Genomic DNA, 15,338 nt, shown 5'->3' on the forward strand with positions numbered 1-15,338 from the left:
CCCCAAGAGGCGATCGACAACGCAACGGACCCTTTCGCACCAGCCCCCCGACGGTGATCGTCAGCGTAACCGCCGATCCGCTGGTGCCGTGGCGGTTTCGCCGTATTCGGCCATGCGGGTTGACAACGACCTGGCCCGGGCTCCACTATTTCACTACTTCATTAGTGAAAGGGTGTTGCTGGTGCTCGACTTCCGGCTTGATCGCGGTTCCGGCGTCGCCACGTACCTACAGCTCGTGCACCAGGTCAAACACGCGTTGCGCCTGGGCGTCCTGCGGCCGGGTGACCGGCTGCCGACGGCGAAGGAGGTCGTCGACAAGTTGGCGATCAACCCGAACACCGTGCTCAAGGCCTACCGGGAACTCGAACGGGAAGGGCTCGTGGCGGGCAAGCCGGGCCTTGGCACGTTCGTGCAGCGCTCCCTCGCGGGCGCCTCGGTGACCGAGCACGCGCGGCTGCGCGACTCGCTGTCCGGCTGGGTGGCCGACGCCCGCTCGGCGGGCCTGGACCCGGAGGACATCGAGGCGCTGTTCGCGTCCGTGGTGCTGGATTCGTTTCGCGTAGGGGAGGACACGGCATGAACGCGCTGGCCACCACCGGGCTCGGCAAGAGGTACCGCCGCAACTGGGCGCTGAAGGACTGTTCCCTGTCGGTGCCGGAGGGCCGGGTCGTGGCCCTGGTCGGTCCCAACGGCGCGGGCAAGACCACCCTGCTGCACCTCGCGGTCGGCCTGCTCGCACCGGACCACGGCGACGTGACGGTGCTCGGCGCACCGGCGGGCGCCACCGGGACGATGCCCCGCGTCGCGTTCCTCGCGCAGGACAAGCCGCTCTACGACAGCTTCACCGTCGCGGAGATGCTGCGCTTCGGCGCCCGGATGAACCCGAGGTGGGACCAGGACCTCGCGACGCGCAGGCTCGCGGCACTCGACATCCCGCTCGACCGCAAGGCGGGCAAGCTCTCCGGCGGCCAGCAGGCGCAGGTCGCGCTGACGATCGCGCTCGCCAAGCGGCCGGAGCTGCTCGTGCTCGACGAGCCGCTCGCCAACCTCGACCCGCTCGCCAGGCACGAGGTGATGCGCGGGCTGATGAGCGCGGTCGCCGAGAGTGGGATGACCGTGATGCTGTCCTCGCACGTGGTGTCCGACCTGGTCGACACGTGTGACTGGCTCGTCGTGCTCAACGGCGGCCGCGTCCAGGTCTGCGGCGACATCGAGGAGCTGCTCGCCGGGCACCGGCTGCTGACCGGGCCCGCGGAGCAGGCCGACGGGGTGGCCGCCCGGCTGTCCGTGGTCGACCAGAACCGGACCGACCGGCAGGCGACGCTGCTCGTACGCACCGGCTCCGGGCGGCCGGCGCTGGACCCGAGGTGGACCGATCGCGGCGTCAGCCTCGAGGAGATGGTCCTCGCCTACCTGCGGCGCCCGGACAACGCGGCGCTGCCGAGGCCCGCGCTGGCGAAGGCATGACCCGCGCCGGGCCTGGCTGGGGGTCACGCCCGGCACGGCCACCGAACTGGAGGGATGGGTGAACATGGTGTGGGTGACGTGGCGGCAGCACCGCGCGCAGGTGCTGGTGACCGCCGGTTTCCTGGCGGCGCTCTGGGTGCTGCTGCTCGTGCACGGGCAGGCCGCGGCCGGGCAGTCCGGCGAGGAGCTGCGGGCGAGTTTCCAGTCGCTGTACACCTACCTCAGCTGGCTGCCGGTGGTGCCGCTGCTGGTCGGGTTGTTCTGGGGCGCACCGCTGTTGGCGCGGGAGCTGGAGCGGGGCACGCACCGCCTCGCGTGGACGCAGTCGGTGAGCAGGCGGCGGTGGCTCACCACGAAGCTGGGAGTGCTCGGCGGCGCGGTCACCGTGTCCGGGCTCGCGCTCGGCGCGATGGTCAGCGCCTGGGTCGGCGTGTTCGACGGCGTCGCGAGCGCGGACCGGTTCGGCGACGCGGCGCTGTTCGGCGCCACCGGGGTCGCCGCGGGCGCGTGGTGGCTGTTCGCGTTCGCGCTCGGCACCGCGGCCGGCGGGCTGGTGCGCAGGACACTGCCCGCCTTCGCGCTGACGATCGCGGTGTTCATAGCCGTCATGGTGGCCGCGTTCATGGTGCGCGAGGACTACGCGGAACCCGTGCGCGTCGTGGCGGAGGGCCCGATCCAGGGGACCTACCTCACCGGGTCGGCGTCCCTGTCGCCCGCGGGCGTGGAGGTGCCCGGCGACGCGCTGGTGCCGGAGTGCGCGTCGGAGGGCAGGACCACCTACCTCGACTGCGTCGACCAGGCGGGCTACCAGTCGGTCCTGTACTACCAGCCCGCCGACCGGTACTGGCGGTTCCAGTGGACGGAGGCGGGGCTCCTCGTGCTCCTGTCGGTCCTGCTGGCAGGCCCGGTCCTGTACCGGCTGGCGCGAAGGCCGGTCTGATGCTGTGGCTGACATGGCGGCAGCACCGCGCGCAGGCGCTGGGGACGGTCGCGCTGCTCGCGGGCGCCGCACTGCTGCTGGTGCTCGGCAGGATGCCGATGGACGTGGTGAAGGCGTTGCCCATGGTGCCGGTGTTCGTCGGGTTGTTCTGGGGCGTGCCGCTGCTGGCGCGGGAGTACGAGCGCGGCACCGACCGTCTCGTGTGGACGCAGTCGGTGCCCCGAACCCGTTGGCTGACGGTCAAGTTCACCGCGCTCGGTGCCGCGGTCACACTCGCCGGGCTGGCGTTCGGCACGGTGGTGCTCAGGTGGACGGCGTCGGCCGGGGTGCCGATCGACCGGTTCTCCGGGGACGTCTTCGGCGTCACCGGGGTCGCGTCGGGCGCGTGGTTCCTCACGGTGTTCGCGCTCGGTGCCGCGTCGGGGGCGGTGCTGCGGCGGCTGCTGCCCGCGATGGCGGTGACCATCGCGGTGTTCGCGGGGCTCGTGGTCGGCGCCTACCTGGCCCGCGAGCACTACGCGGAGCCCGAGGTCGCCGTCTCCGGGACGCGCGGGGCGGCGGTGCCCGCCGGCGCGCTGGTCGTCGGTTCCGGGGTGCTCGCCGCCGACGGCCAGCGGCTGACGTGGAACGAGGCCATGAGCGCGTGCGAAGGCGAGGATCCCGTCAGCTGCCTGCGCGACCGGGGGTACGACCGGCAGTACACGCTGTACCAGCCCGCGGGCCGCTACTGGCGGTTCCAGTGGACGGAGACGGGACTGCTGCTGGCGCTCACGCTGGTGCTGACCGGGGTGGCGGCCCGGCAGGTGGTCAGCCGCTCGCGATAGGCGCGCTGTGCCACCGCCATCGCGTCCGCCGCGGACGGCCGGGCAGCTCGGCGCGGCCCGTGGCCCACAACAGGGTGCGCCACGGGTCGCCGGTCACCTCGACGTCCGGGAAGAGCCGGGTCAGCACCCGCGCGCACAGGTCGGCCGGCGGCTGCCACGGCACCCCGAGCCCGGCCGCGATGTCCGAGGTGTGGACGAGCACCTCGACGACACCCATCGCCGCGAAGCCCTCGGCGTCGGCGAGGCCGAACACGTGGTGCCCCCTGGCGTCCGGCGGTGCCGCGCGCACGGCCGCGGCGAGCAGCGCGCCGCACGCGTCCACCACGGCCAGCAGCCCGGCCGGACCGGACTCGGGGACCGCGGACACCGCGTTCACCGGGCCGCCGTCGCGCCGCGCGGTCATCGTGAACGGCGCCTCACCGGGTTCGGGTGGCGGGGTGCGGGCGATCTGTGTCGCGTAGAAGAAGAGGTCGTCCGCGACGTGTTCGGCCGTCTCCCAGCACGTCCACGTCACCTCGCCGGCCTGCCGGTCCCATCCGTCCCCGGCGGCGCCGAGGGCGTCGACCGCGAGGCGGACGGAAAGGGTGACATCGTCAGCTGATACCGGCACGACGCGAACGTATCAAGACGGGGTGACGAGCCCGGACTCGTAGGCGGCTTTCACCAGCTGTGCACGGTCCCGTGCCGCCAGCTTGCCGAGCAACCGCCCGCGCGCCGCGAAGGCCGGCATCCTCACCGCACTCAGGACGGACTGACCGGCAGGATGCGGCGGGGCAGGCCGTGCGGGCGCTTCCTGGGCTGCCACTCCCTCGGGTAGCCCAGGGACACCTCCTCGAACGGCACCCCGTCGTACACCGTGCTCCTCGGGATGTGCAGGTGGCCGTACACCATGGCGGCGGTGTCGAACCGGGTGTGCCAGTCGGCGGTCAGGTCGGTGCCGCACCACTGGGCGAACTCCGGGTACCGCAGCACCCGCGTCGGCTCCCGGACCAGCGGATAGTGGTTGACGAAGACGAACGGCGCCGTCGTGTCGCACGCCTTCAGCCGCCGCTCGGTCTCGTCGACGCGGGCCCGGCACCAGTCGTCGCGGGTCGGGTACGGGTCCGGGTGCAGCATGTACTCGTCGGTGCACACCACGCCCGTCTTGTGGGCGTAGGCGAGGCCCGCCGCCTTGGTGGTGTGGCCGTCGGGCAGCCACGTGTAGTCGTAGCCGAGGAACAGCGGCGCCACCGTCACCGGGCCGCCGGGGCCGTGCCAGGTCTCGTACGGGTCCTCCGGGGTGAGCACGCCGAGCCGTCTGCACAGCTCGACCAGCGCCTCGTACCGCTCGACGCCGCGGAGTTTGACCGGGTCGTCGGGCATCGTCCACAGCTCGTGGTTGCCGGGGACCCACACGACGCGCTCGAACCGCTCCTTCAGCACCGAGAGGGCCCACCCGACGTCGGTGAGCTGTTCGCCGACGTCACCGGCCACGAGCAGCCAGTCCTGCGGCGTCTGCGCTCGCAACAGGTCGACGACCTCTCGGTTCTCCCGGTAGGACACGTGCAGGTCGGAGACGGCGACGAGGTTGCTCACGTGATCCACCCTAACCGTCCCGTAACCCCGGTTGCCCTACTGTGCAGACGTAGGTGCCCGCTTCGCGAGGTTCGCGCCCCAAACGGCGATCAATGCGCGAGAATGGACACCGACAACCGAACGAGAGGGGAGCTCGGGTGCGCGCACTGCCCCCATCACTGGCCGGTATCGGAGCCGCGGTCCTGCTGACCGCGACGCTCCTGACCGCGCCGGCCTCCGCCCAGCCGACGACGGTCGCCGGGTTGCTCGCGCACTACTACGACCTCTCCGCGGAGGCCGAGCTCGTCAACGAGGAGCTGCTGGTCGTCCAGGAGGAGCTGGCCGCGCACCGGCAGGCGTCGGCCACCGCGGTCGAGGCAGCGGACGAGGCCAAGGCCGCCGCGGACGCGCTCCGCGACAAGGTGACCGTCGCGCAGGACCTCGACCGGGTGGCCGACGTGCTGTCCTCGCGACGCGACCTCGACGGGCTCACCGCGCTCGCCACCAGCACCAGCCCCGACGACCTCGTCGGCAAGCTGGAGGCGGCCACCCTCGCCGCGCACCTCACCGGCGGGCCCCGCAAGGGCGACGCCGCGCTCGAGGCGGCCGAGGCCGCCGAGGAGAAGGCCATCGCGGCCGAGTCGCAGGCACAGGCCCTCGAGTCGAAGGTCGCGGGCACCGCGGCCGAGGTCCGGCAGCGGCGCTCCGCGCTCGACGCGCAGATCGCCGAGGTGCGCACCGCGCTCGACAACCTCACCCCCGAGCAGCGCTCGCTGCTCGACGGCATCGAGGACTACGGCAGCGACGTCGTCATCCCCGGCGGCAACGCGGGTGAGGTCCTGCGGTTCGCGCTCTCCCAGATGGGCAAGCCGTACCTGTGGGGCGCGGTCGGCCCCAGCTCCTACGACTGCTCCGGGCTCGTGCAGACCGCGTACCGGACCATCGGCATCACCATGCCGAGGGTGTCGCGGCAGCAGGCGCTCGTCGGCAAGCAGGTCGCGCGGCCGGACGTGCGGCCCGGCGACCTGATCTTCTACGGCAAGCCGGTCCACCACGTGGCCATCGCCGTCGACAGCGTCCGTGCGGTGCACGCGCCCAGCTTCGGCGAGAACGTCAAGATCGGCGGCATAGACAACATCGGGTCGATCACGGTCATCCGCCGCGTCGTCGGCTGACCACCGAGCCGGGCAGCGGGGTGCGGCCCCGGAGAGAACCGCACCCCGGCTGCCTAGTGCTTGCGGCCGATGCGGAGGCCGTGCCGGCGCAGCTCGCCGACGTCGGTCGCCCGCAGGGCCTTCAACATCTCGTCTTCCTGGATCATCATCGGGTCCGTGCGCAGGTCCCGCCACAGCGACCAGCACAGGCCGACCATGACCAGCGCGAACGGCGCCGCAACGATGATCGTCAGGTTCTGCAGACCCGACAACGCGTTGCCGCTGCCATCACCCACCAGCAGCATCACGATCGCGACAGCGCCCATCAGCACGCCCCAGAAGACCACCACCGGCTTCGTCGGATGCACCGAGCCGCCCTGCGACAGCGTGCCCATCACGACCGACGCCGCGTCAGCACCGGACACGAAGAAGATCGACACCAGCGCGATCACGAGTATCGCGGACACTGTGGACAGTGGAAGGTGGGTGAGGAACGAGAACGTCATCGCCTCGGACGTCGCCGACGGGTTGTACACCCACGTGCTCGCGTCGAACAGGTCGGCCGGCGATCCGCTCGCCAGGTCCTCCGAGGAAACCCCTTGCGCGGCAAGGGCTGCGCGTTGCTTCTGGATCGCGGCGCCGCCGAAGATGGCGAACCAGAACAGGCTCACGGCACTCGGCACGAGGATCACGCCCGCCACGAACTGCCGGATGGACCGGCCGCGGCTGATCCGCGCGATGAACATGCCGACGAACGGCGTCCACGAGATCCACCACGCCCAGTAGAAGATCGTCCAGCTGCCCAGCCAGCTGCGCATCTCCTCGCCGCCGGTCACGCCGGTCCGGCCGGACATCTTGGCGAACTCACGCAGGTAGTCGCCGATCGCGCCCGGCACGAGGTTCAGGATCAGCACGGTCGGGCCGACGACGAACACGAACGCAGCCAGCACGAACGCCAGCACCATGTTGATGTTCGACAACCACTGGATGCCCTTGGCCACCCCCGACACGGCCGAGGCCACGAACGCGATCGTCAGCACCGCGATCACGGCGACGAGCAGACCGGTGCCTGCCTCGCCGACCCAGCCGACGTAGTTCAGTCCCTCGCCGACCTGCAGTGCGCCGAGCCCGAGCGAGGCCGCGGAACCGAACAGCGTCGCGAAGATCGCCATGACGTCGATCGCCCGGCCGAGCGGGCCAGAACTGCGCCGCTTGCCGATCAGCGGTGTGAACACCGAGCTGAACAGCTGCGTGCGGCCGCGGCGGAACGTGCTGTACGCGATCGCGAGCCCCACCACGGCGTAGATCGCCCACGGGTGCACGGTCCAGTGGAACAGCGTCGTCGCCATCGCCTGGTGCACGGCGTCGTCAGAGGCGGGGCCCGCGCTTCCCGGCACCGGGGCCATGAAGTGGGTCAGCGGCTCGACCACACCGAAGAACATCAGGCCGATGCCCATGCCCGCGCTGAACATCATCGCGATCCACGACACGGTGCGGAACTCCGGCTTCTCCCTGTCCGCGCCCAGCGGGATACGGCCGTACCGGCTGATCGCCAGCCCGATGGCGAACAACACGAAACCACTTGCCACGAGCACGAACGCCCAGCCGCCGTAGGGAATGACCCCGTCGTTCAGCACCGTGCCCGCGACCGTGATCATCGAGTCGGTGTTGAACACGCCCCACGCGAGGAAGCCGACGGTCAGCGCCGCCGCGACACCGAAGACCCACTTGTCGGTCCGAGGTGGCCGGTCCGCGGCGCCCTCGATCTTTTCACCTGTGTCATCAAGGACTTCCGCATCCTGCCGCGGACCAGTATCCGCCAAATCCTGCGCGTCCGTATCCATACCAGCGCATGCTAACCGGTTGGTCGATTTGGGACACGCGTCACCCGGCCGAGCTCACCAGCGTTGTCCCGGCACGGCCAGGTGCCGATCGCCTGGCCCAGCGGACGGCGGGGCCCATCGCGGCCCCGGCGGCGACGAACACACCGCCGAGGAGCAGCCAGCCCGCGGTGCCCCACCCGAGCACGACCGTCGTCACCACCAGCGGTCCGAGCATCCTTGCCACGGTGAAGCCCGAGCCGAAGAACCCCTGGTACTGACCCTGTCTGCCCTCCGGCGCGAGTCCGAAGCCGATCTCCCACGACCCACTCGCCTGCATCATCTCCGCGGCTGCCTGCAGCACCGCCGCGACGACGAGCACGACGACCGCGAACCAGGCAGGCATGTCGAAACCGGACAACGCGAACACGGCACACGCGCCGAAAAGGGTCACACCCGCGAACCGCATGAACCGCGCCGCGCTCGCGAGATCGGTCACCCTGCTCGCCACCCGCACCTGGAACAGCACGACGGAAAGCGTGTTCAGCACCAGCAGCAGCGACACCGTCCATCCGGGAGCGTCGGTCCGCTCCACCACCCACAGCGGGATCGCCAGGGTGATCAGCGGGATGTGCAGTTGCAGCAGCATGTTCAGCGTCGCGACCACCGCGTAGGGCCGGTCGCGCAGCACCTCGAGGACCGGCGCGCCCTTCGCGCTCGCGGGCGTTGGTGCCACGACCGGCAACCGCAGCAGGACGAGTGCCGACACCGCGAGGCTGACCGCGTCGAGCGCGAACACCGCGAGGTAACCCATTGCGGTGTCCGCCTGCAGCGCCAGCCCGCCGAGCCCCGCGCCCACCGCGATGCCGCCGTTGACCGCCGTCGCGAGCACGGCCCGCACCCTGGTCCGCTCCCCGGCGGGGACGAGCCCGGCGAGCAGCGCCTGCCTGGCCGCGCCCAGTCCACAGAGGGCGGTCGAGTACAGGCACGCCACGAGCACGAACGGCACGAAGGCCCGCACGAACAGGAACAGGACGAGCGCGGCCGCCGTGCACAGCGCCAGCGACATCGCGACGCCGCGCGGACCGCGCCGGTCGGCGAGGTGCCCCAGTGGCACGCCGGCGAGGAACCCGACCGCCCACCCCGCGGTGAGGCCGAACCCGACCTGGGTGGGTGACAGACCGACGATCCGGGTGAAGAACAGCGCGGAGCACACGAGGTACCCGCCGAGGCCGATCGAGTCGGCCAGTTGCGCGGCCGCGAGTGGGCGAGCCGGGCCGGGTGCCGGGAGGAAGCGCGACATGGACTCAAGTTAGGCACCGGATTGGTCGGACAGAAGCTCCAATAACGACCAAACCTATGGTGCCAATGTAGGGTGGTCCTGGTGGAGTTCCACGTCAGCCTCGCCGGGCGCGGCGACCTGTCCGCCCGGATCTACCGGCAGCTGCACGAGGCCGTCCTCGACGGCCGCCTGCGCTCCGGCGAGAAGCTGCCACCGACCAGGGAGCTCGCTCGCACACTGGCCGTCTCCCGCAACACCGTGGCGCTGGCCTACGAGCGATTGACCGCGGAGGGTTTCCTCGTCGGCAGGGTCGGCGCCGGCACGTTCGTGTGCGCCACCCCGCCGGTGCCTGCCCCGCAGGCGGCGGGCCGGCCTGGTGCGGTGCCGCCGAGGCCGGTGTGGCGCACGCTCGCCGCCCCGCCCGCGCGCGTTGCGGGCCCGCAGACCCACGACTTCGGTGTCGGCGTGCCGGACACCGCCCGCTTCCCGATGGCGGCGTGGCGGCGGCAGGTCACGCGCACGCTGCGGGACGTGACCGCGGGCGACGCCCTGTACGGCGACCCGGCAGGGCACCCGGGGCTGCGGGCCGAGATCGCCAGGCACGTCGGGCTGTCCCGCTCGGTGCGGGTACCGGCCGAGCAGGTCCTGGTGACGGGCGGCGCCCAGCAGGCGCTCGACCTCGCGGCGCGGGTGCTCCTCGAACCGGGTGACCGCGTGGCCGTCGAGGAACCGGGCTACCCGCCTGCCCGCGAGCTGTTCGCCTCCCACGGCGCACACATGACCGGCGTGCCCGTCGACGCGGAAGGCATTGTCGTGTCGGCACTTCCGGACGACACGCGTCTCGTGTACACGACGCCGTCGCACCAGTTCCCGCTCGGGCCGCCGATGTCGCTCGACCGCAGGACCGCGTTGCTGGCGTGGGCGCGGCAGGCAGGCGCGGTGGTGATCGAGGACGACTACGACAGCGAGTTCCGGTTCGCCGACCGCCCGCTCGAACCACTGCACAGCCTCGACCGCGGCGACCGGGTGCTCTACGTCGGATCGTTCTCGAAGACGATGCTGCCGATGCTGCGGCTCGGGTTCCTGGTCGCGCCACCGTCGTTGCTGCCCGCGCTGCGGTCGGCGAAACGGCTCTCGGACCTGCAGACGGAGACCACGACACAGGGCGCCATGGCGGGGTTCATGGCCGACGGGCTGTTCGTGCGGCACCTGCGGCGGTCGACGCGCGAGTACGCGGCGCGGCGGGCGCTGATCCTCTCGGTGCTGCGGCGGGACTTCGCGGACCGGCTCGAGGTGGTGCCGTCGACCGCCGGGCTGCACCTCGCGGCGTGGCCGCGCGGCGAGGTGGACGTCGCGGCCCTGGTCGAGCGGGCCGCGGCGGCCGGGGTCGGGATCGCGGACCTGGCCGAGTACCACGGGTTCGGCGCGGGCCGTCCCGGGCTCGCGCTCGGCTACGGCCGGATCGGCACCGAACGGGTCGAAGAAGGGCTGAGACTGTTGGGTGAGGTGTGGTGAAGGTGTCGCTGGAGACCGTTCTGACCGCGGCGGACGCCGCGCGGGCGCCGTTCGCGGCGACGACGGCGAAGCTGCGGGCCGCCGCGCTGCGCCGGGTGGCCGACGTGCTGGACGCGGCCGCGGGCGAGCTGGTGCCACTCGCGCACCTGGAGACGCACCTGCCGGAGAAACCCAGGCTCCACGCCGAGCTGGAGCGGACCACGTTCCAGCTGCGGCTGCTCGCGGAGACGGTCGTCGAGGGCGGCTACCTGTCGGTCACCATCGACTCGCCGGACACCTGCTGGCCCGCGGGCGGGCGTGCCGACCTGCGCCGGATGCTGGTGCCGGCCGGGCCGGTCGCGGTGTTCGCGGCGTCGAACTTCCCGTTCGCCTTCGGCGTCGCGGGCGGTGACACGGCGGCCGCCCTCGCCGTCGGCTGCCCGGTGGTGCTCAAGGCCAGCCCCGGCCACCCGCTGCTGAGCGGCCGCGTCGGTGAGCTGGTGTCGGGCGCGCTGTCGTCGGCGGGCTTGCCGGACGGGGTGTTCGGGGTGGTGCACGGCGTCGAGGAGGGCCGGGCACTGGTCGTCGACCCCCGGATCAGGGCTGGTGCGTTCACCGGGTCGCGACAGGGCGGCCGGGCACTGTTCGACCTGGCCTGTTCGCGGCCGGACCCCATCCCGTTCCACGCGGAGATGGGCAGCGTGAACCCGGTGTTCGTGACCGCGTCTGCGGCGGCCGAGCGGGCGGAGGGGATCGCGGAGGGCTACGTCGCGTCCTACACGCTCGGCGCGGGCCAGTTCTGCACGAAACCCGGCCTGGTGTTCGTGCCGGCGGCCGCGGCGGCCGACTTCGAGTCGCACGTCGCCGCCGCCCTGGCCGGGCACGTCGCCGCGCCGCTGCTGAACGACGGCATCACCGCCCGGTACACCGCAGAACTGGACACCCTGCGGTCGCACCCCGCGGTGCGGGTGCCGGTGGCGGGGGAGGGCGTCGCGCCGACGCTGCTCGGCTGCACCGCGGCCGACTTTCTCGCGGCCAGGGAGGAACTGCTGGTGGAGTGCTTCGGCCCGACGTCGATGGTGGTGCGGTACTCGTCGGCGGACGAGCTGCTGGCGTGCGCGCGGGCGTTCACCGGGGAGCTGTCCGCGGCCGTCCACGGCGCACCCGACGACGCGGAGGCCGGGCAGCTGGTCGCGCTGCTGACCGAACGGGTGGGCCGGGTGCTGTGGAACGACTGGCCGACCGGGGTGTCGGTGACGTACGCGATGCAGCACGGCGGGCCGTACCCGGCGACCACCATGCCGGGGCACACGTCGGTGGGCACCACGGCGCTGCGGCGGTTCCTGCGGCCGGTCGTCTACCAGAACATGCCGCAGGCGCTGCTGCCCGAGGTGCTGCGCGACGGCAACCCGCTCGAGGTGCCGCGAAGGGTCGACGGGGTGCTGAGCCGCCAGACCGCTCAGCGCCCGACCGCGTAGCCCTGCCTGCCCCTGGGGTTGGCGGCCGCGCGGAGCAGCCCGGTCTCGGTGTCGCGGGAGACCGCGGACATGCGTCCCAGCGACCAGCCGTCGACGATCTCGACGTCGTGGCCGCGCCTGCGCAGTTCGTCGGCGGCGGCCGCGGCACGCGCCTCGAGCAGCAGTTGCGTGCCGGTCTGCCGGGGGTAGAACGACGAGGCGAACGCGGTGGTGTGCCAGCTCGGCGAGTCGATCGCGGCCTGCAGGTCCATGCCGTGCACGGCGTGGTTGAGGAAGAACACCAGCTGCCACTGGTCCTGCTGGTCGCCGCCGGGGGTGCCGAACGACAACTGCGTGGCGTCGCGGATCGCGAAGGACGGCGACAGCGTGGTCCGTGGCCGCTTGCCCGGTGCGAGCGTGTTCGGCAGCCCCTCCTCCAGCCAGAACATCTGGGCCCGCGTGCCGAGGCAGAAGCCCAGCTCGGGGATCGTGGGGGAGCTTTGCAGCCAGCCACCGGACGGGGTCGCGGAGATGACGTTGCCCCACCGGTCGGCCACGTCGAGGTGGCAGGTGTCACCGCGGGTGGTGCCCTGCGGGGAGACCTCGAGTCCGCCCAGCGTCGGCTCGCCGATGCCGAGACCGGCAGGCCCGGCCTGCACGCCGCCTTCGCGCACGTAGCGGGGGAGCGTGCCGAGCCCGTTGCGCAGTGCGGGCCCGGCCCCGGGGCCGACGAGCCCTGCCCGCTCCGCGAGGTACGCCGGGTCGAGCAGCGCGGTGACGTCGGCGCCGTCGCCGAGGTGCGCGTCCCGGTCGGCGAACGCCAGCTTGGTGACCTCGACGACCCGGTGGATCTCGTCGGCGGACGCCGCGGCGGGGTGATCGCCCAGCGCCGCCAGCATCGCGAGCTGCGACAGCAGGACCGGGCCCTGGCTCCACGCGCCGACCTTGTGGACCTGCCAGCCGAACACGTCGTGGCGCACGGTCGGCTCGTAGCCCGGCCGCCACGCCGCGAGGTCGGCGCCGGTCAGCAGCCCGGCGTGCGGACGGCCGGAGTCGTCGACCACTTCGGTGCGGCAGAAGGAGTCGACGGCCTCGGCGACGAAACCCTCGTACCAGGCGGTGACGGCGGCGTCGAGCTGCTTGTCCCGGTCACCGCCCGCGGCCTCGGCCTCCGCCACCAGCCTGCGGTAGGTGGCCGCGAGCGCCGGGTTGCGCACGAGCCCGCCGGGCGCGGGCGTCGGCAGCCAGAGGTCGGCTGAGGTGGGCCAGTGGGTGCGGAACAGCTGCTCGACGGCGGCGATCGTGTCCACCACGGCCGCAGCGACCGGATGCCCGTGCTCCGCGTACCCGATCGCGTAGCCCAGGACGTCCCCCAGGGGCATGGTGCCGTGGTCGCGCAGCAGTGTCAGCCAGGCGCCGACCGCGCCCGGCACGGTCGCCGCGAGCAGCCCCGTGCCCGGCACGAGGTCCAGCCCCAGCTGCCGGAACCGCTCGGCCGTGGCGGCCGCCGGCGCGACGCCCTGTCCACACAGGACGCGCGGGGTGGGGTCGGTGGCCGTGGTGAAGATCGCGGGCACCTCACCCCCCGGCCCGTTCATGTGCGGCTCGCACACGTGCAGCGTGAAGGCCGCCGCCGCGGCCGCGTCGAAGGCGTTGCCGCCGCGTTCGAGGACCGCCATGCCCGAGGACGAGGCGAGCCAGTGGGTGGAGGCCACCATGCCGAAGGTGCCCGCAAGCTCGGGACGGGTAGTGAACACGTCGTTACGTTTACGGGATCCGGCCGGTCCGGGGCAAGGTCATGCACCTCACCCCGGGCCCGGCCCCGTACTCTGACGTGGCGACACATCGACGCAGGTACCCCCTGTGGGTATGCTGGATGGTCGGACGTGGGACTCGGGCGAAAGGGAACGTCGATGCGGGGCTACACCAGCGACAAGGACGGCTACCTCAAGCGCCTCCGCCGCATCGAGGGGCAGATCCGCGGACTGCAGCGCATGGTCGAGAACGACGAGTACTGCATCGACGTGCTGACCCAGATCTCGGCGGCGACGAAGGCGTTGCAGGCCGTGTCGCTTGGATTGATGGACGAGCACCTGAAGCACTGTGTCGCGGCCGCGCTCGCGGACGGCGGCAAGGACGCGGACGAGAAGGTGCGCGAAGCTTCCGAGGCCATCGCACGGCTGGTCCGGTCCTAGGTTCTGCCGCGAACCGCCACACCACCGACACGGCGATCTACTGGTTCACCGGCACGTCCGCCTCACCTGCGCGGCTCTACCAGAAGAACGCGCACGCGCACCCGGCGGCCGAACCGGCCGCCGTGCCGATCGGGCTCGCCTCGTTCGCCGGGGACTTCACGTCGATCCGGCGGTTCGTCGACCGTGACCACGAGAACGTGGTGTCGTGGCACGAGTACACCATCGGTGGGCACTACGCGGCGCACCAGACGCCGGACGTGCTCGTCGCCGACGTCCGCGGGTTCTACGGTGACCTGCTCACCCCGGACGTCTGTCCCCTCGGGCCGTTCCGGTCTCGGCGAGCGTGGTTCCGGTACGTGGTCGTGCGTGCCGGGGCCACGCGCCGCCGCGGGTGCGGCGGACGGTGCCCGGTCGGCGCGTCTCATCCGCGTGTCAGCGGACGCCGCGCGGCCGGAACTGGATGCTGATCCTCGGGCCGACCGGTCTGGCCGTCTTCGGTACCGCGTGTTCCCAGGTGCGCTGGCACGAGCCGCCCATCACGATCAGGTCGCCGAGGCCGAGTGCGTAGCGGAGGGTCATGCCGCCGCCGCGCGGCCGGAGTAACAGGGCCCTCGGCGCGCCGACGGAGACGATCGCGACCATCGTGTCCTCGGTGCTGCCCCGGCCGATGCGGTCACCGTGCCATGCGACGGAATCGCGGCCGTCGCGGTAGTAGCACAGGCCCGCGGTGCGGAACGGTTCGCCAAGTTCGGCCGCGTAGTGGTGGCTCAGCGCGTCGCGGGCCCTCGTCAGCACCGGGTCGGGCAGGGTCGTGTTCTCGTCGTAGAAGCTGAGCAGCCGGGGTACGTCGACGCTCCGGTCGTACATGCGGCGGCGTTCCGCTCGCCACGGCACGCCCGCCGCCAACCGGTCGAACAACGTGCCCGCGCCGGTGAGCCAGCCCGGCCGGACGTCCACCCACGCGCCGGCCGACAGCTCGGTGCGGCGGATCGGGGACAGGGGCCGGAGACCGACCTCGTCGAGGTCGTCGAGCAGTGATCCTTGGAGCGCGGACATGGCGACCACAGTACACGTATTTCGAACAGGTGAGCGAAGAGATTAGGCGGGCAGGTCGGTGGGTAGCCGCCCTACCGGGGAAGTCACGACGACGA

Annotated in this window: 15 protein-coding genes and 1 pseudogene; 9 read left to right on the forward strand and 7 right to left on the reverse strand. The window is 72.2% G+C overall.

The window, feature by feature from the left end:
- Positions 1 to 181 precede the first annotated feature (181 nt).
- The 4 genes from ACFPCV_RS29305 (at position 182) to ACFPCV_RS29320 (ending at position 3,231) form a co-directional block, all read left to right on the forward strand.
- Positions 182 to 580: a GntR family transcriptional regulator gene (locus tag ACFPCV_RS29305; protein ID WP_378059609.1), complete on the forward strand. Its 399-nt coding sequence runs from the start codon at positions 182 to 184 to the stop codon at positions 578 to 580.
- A complete protein-coding gene (locus ACFPCV_RS29310) occupies positions 577 to 1,467 on the forward strand; it encodes an ABC transporter ATP-binding protein (protein WP_378059610.1) in 891 nt (296 codons plus the stop codon). Before ACFPCV_RS29305 ends, ACFPCV_RS29310 begins: the two co-directional genes overlap by 4 nt.
- A gap of 64 nt (positions 1,468 to 1,531) precedes the next feature.
- Entirely contained in the window at positions 1,532 to 2,407 is an 876-nt protein-coding gene (locus tag ACFPCV_RS29315) for an ABC transporter permease (protein WP_378060044.1), read from the forward strand.
- A complete protein-coding gene (locus tag ACFPCV_RS29320; RefSeq protein WP_378059611.1) occupies positions 2,407 to 3,231 on the forward strand; it encodes an ABC transporter permease subunit in 825 nt (274 codons plus the stop codon). The genes ACFPCV_RS29315 and ACFPCV_RS29320 overlap by 1 nt, the downstream gene beginning before the upstream one ends.
- Here ACFPCV_RS29320 and ACFPCV_RS29325 read toward each other — a convergent pair.
- The 3 genes and pseudogenes from ACFPCV_RS29325 to ACFPCV_RS29335 form a co-directional block, all read right to left on the reverse strand.
- Positions 3,215 to 3,841, reverse strand: a complete 627-nt coding sequence (locus ACFPCV_RS29325) for a maleylpyruvate isomerase N-terminal domain-containing protein (RefSeq protein WP_378059612.1) — start codon at positions 3,839 to 3,841, stop codon at positions 3,215 to 3,217. The genes ACFPCV_RS29320 and ACFPCV_RS29325 overlap by 17 nt on opposite strands.
- Before the next feature lie 12 nt (positions 3,842 to 3,853).
- Positions 3,854 to 3,940 (reverse strand): annotated as a pseudogene (locus tag ACFPCV_RS29330) (DNA-binding response regulator); the annotation flags it as partial.
- 32 nt (positions 3,941 to 3,972) lie between these two features.
- On the reverse strand, positions 3,973 to 4,806 hold the full coding sequence (locus ACFPCV_RS29335; protein WP_378059613.1) for a metallophosphoesterase family protein: 834 nt from the start codon (positions 4,804 to 4,806) through the stop codon (positions 3,973 to 3,975).
- Between the two features lie 137 nt (positions 4,807 to 4,943).
- Here ACFPCV_RS29335 and ACFPCV_RS29340 point away from each other — a divergent pair, with 137 nt between their 5' ends.
- Positions 4,944 to 5,960, forward strand: a complete 1,017-nt coding sequence (locus ACFPCV_RS29340) for a C40 family peptidase (RefSeq protein WP_378059614.1) — start codon at positions 4,944 to 4,946, stop codon at positions 5,958 to 5,960.
- Between the two features lie 53 nt (positions 5,961 to 6,013).
- On the opposite strand, the gene ACFPCV_RS29345 is transcribed toward ACFPCV_RS29340, so the two are convergent.
- Complete coding sequence (locus ACFPCV_RS29345; RefSeq protein WP_378059615.1) at positions 6,014 to 7,783, reverse strand: BCCT family transporter; 1,770 nt, start codon at positions 7,781 to 7,783, stop codon at positions 6,014 to 6,016.
- Positions 7,784 to 7,823: 40 nt separating this feature from the next.
- The gene (locus tag ACFPCV_RS29350; RefSeq protein ID WP_378059616.1) at positions 7,824 to 9,062 is read right to left on the reverse strand and encodes an MFS transporter; all 1,239 of its coding nucleotides are present in this window, start codon (positions 9,060 to 9,062) and stop codon (positions 7,824 to 7,826) included.
- Positions 9,063 to 9,143: 81 nt separating this feature from the next.
- Between ACFPCV_RS29350 and pdxR the strand changes: the two genes are divergently transcribed.
- Both pdxR and ACFPCV_RS29360 read left to right on the forward strand, forming a co-directional pair.
- Entirely contained in the window at positions 9,144 to 10,556 is a 1,413-nt protein-coding gene (gene pdxR / locus ACFPCV_RS29355; RefSeq protein ID WP_378059617.1) for a MocR-like pyridoxine biosynthesis transcription factor PdxR, read from the forward strand.
- A 2-nt stretch (positions 10,557 to 10,558) separates the two neighbouring features.
- On the forward strand, positions 10,559 to 12,013 hold the full coding sequence (locus ACFPCV_RS29360; protein ID WP_378059618.1) for an aldehyde dehydrogenase (NADP(+)): 1,455 nt from the start codon (positions 10,559 to 10,561) through the stop codon (positions 12,011 to 12,013).
- Here ACFPCV_RS29360 and ACFPCV_RS29365 read toward each other — a convergent pair.
- The gene (locus tag ACFPCV_RS29365) at positions 11,995 to 13,749 is read right to left on the reverse strand and encodes a gamma-glutamyltransferase family protein (protein WP_378059619.1); all 1,755 of its coding nucleotides are present in this window, start codon (positions 13,747 to 13,749) and stop codon (positions 11,995 to 11,997) included. The genes ACFPCV_RS29360 and ACFPCV_RS29365 overlap by 19 nt on opposite strands.
- A 156-nt stretch (positions 13,750 to 13,905) precedes the next feature.
- On the opposite strand from ACFPCV_RS29365, the gene ACFPCV_RS29370 reads away from it, so the two are divergent.
- Positions 13,906 to 14,187: a metal-sensitive transcriptional regulator gene (locus tag ACFPCV_RS29370; protein ID WP_378059620.1), complete on the forward strand. Its 282-nt coding sequence runs from the start codon at positions 13,906 to 13,908 to the stop codon at positions 14,185 to 14,187.
- Between the two features lie 122 nt (positions 14,188 to 14,309).
- Entirely contained in the window at positions 14,310 to 14,654 is a 345-nt protein-coding gene (locus ACFPCV_RS29375; RefSeq protein ID WP_378059621.1) for a hypothetical protein, read from the forward strand.
- Here the strand turns inward: ACFPCV_RS29375 and ACFPCV_RS29380 are convergent.
- Positions 14,620 to 15,243: an alpha-ketoglutarate-dependent dioxygenase AlkB gene (locus tag ACFPCV_RS29380; protein WP_378059622.1), complete on the reverse strand. Its 624-nt coding sequence runs from the start codon at positions 15,241 to 15,243 to the stop codon at positions 14,620 to 14,622. The two genes, ACFPCV_RS29375 and ACFPCV_RS29380, sit on opposite strands and share 35 nt — an antisense overlap.
- Positions 15,244 to 15,338 lie beyond the last annotated feature (95 nt).

It is taken from the genome of Actinophytocola glycyrrhizae (genome assembly GCF_042653545.1).
In the GTDB taxonomy this organism is placed as follows: domain Bacteria; phylum Actinomycetota; class Actinomycetes; order Mycobacteriales; family Pseudonocardiaceae; genus Actinophytocola; species Actinophytocola glycyrrhizae.

Excerpts from the sequence above, each read along its gene's own strand:
- ACFPCV_RS29310 (WP_378059610.1), top strand. The coding sequence starts at position 577 with ATGAACGCGCTGGCCACCACCGGGCTCGGCAAGAGGTACCGCCGCAAC.
- ACFPCV_RS29315 (WP_378060044.1), top strand. The coding sequence starts at position 1,532 with ATGGTGTGGGTGACGTGGCGGCAGCACCGCGCGCAGGTGCTGGTGACC.
- ACFPCV_RS29320 (WP_378059611.1), top strand. The coding sequence starts at position 2,407 with ATGCTGTGGCTGACATGGCGGCAGCACCGCGCGCAGGCGCTGGGGACG.
- ACFPCV_RS29345 (WP_378059615.1), bottom strand. The coding sequence starts at position 7,783 with ATGGATACGGACGCGCAGGATTTGGCGGATACTGGTCCGCGGCAGGAT.
- ACFPCV_RS29350 (WP_378059616.1), bottom strand. The coding sequence starts at position 9,062 with ATGTCGCGCTTCCTCCCGGCACCCGGCCCGGCTCGCCCACTCGCGGCC.
- ACFPCV_RS29370 (WP_378059620.1), top strand. The coding sequence starts at position 13,906 with ATGCGGGGCTACACCAGCGACAAGGACGGCTACCTCAAGCGCCTCCGC.
- ACFPCV_RS29380 (WP_378059622.1), bottom strand. The coding sequence starts at position 15,243 with ATGTCCGCGCTCCAAGGATCACTGCTCGACGACCTCGACGAGGTCGGT.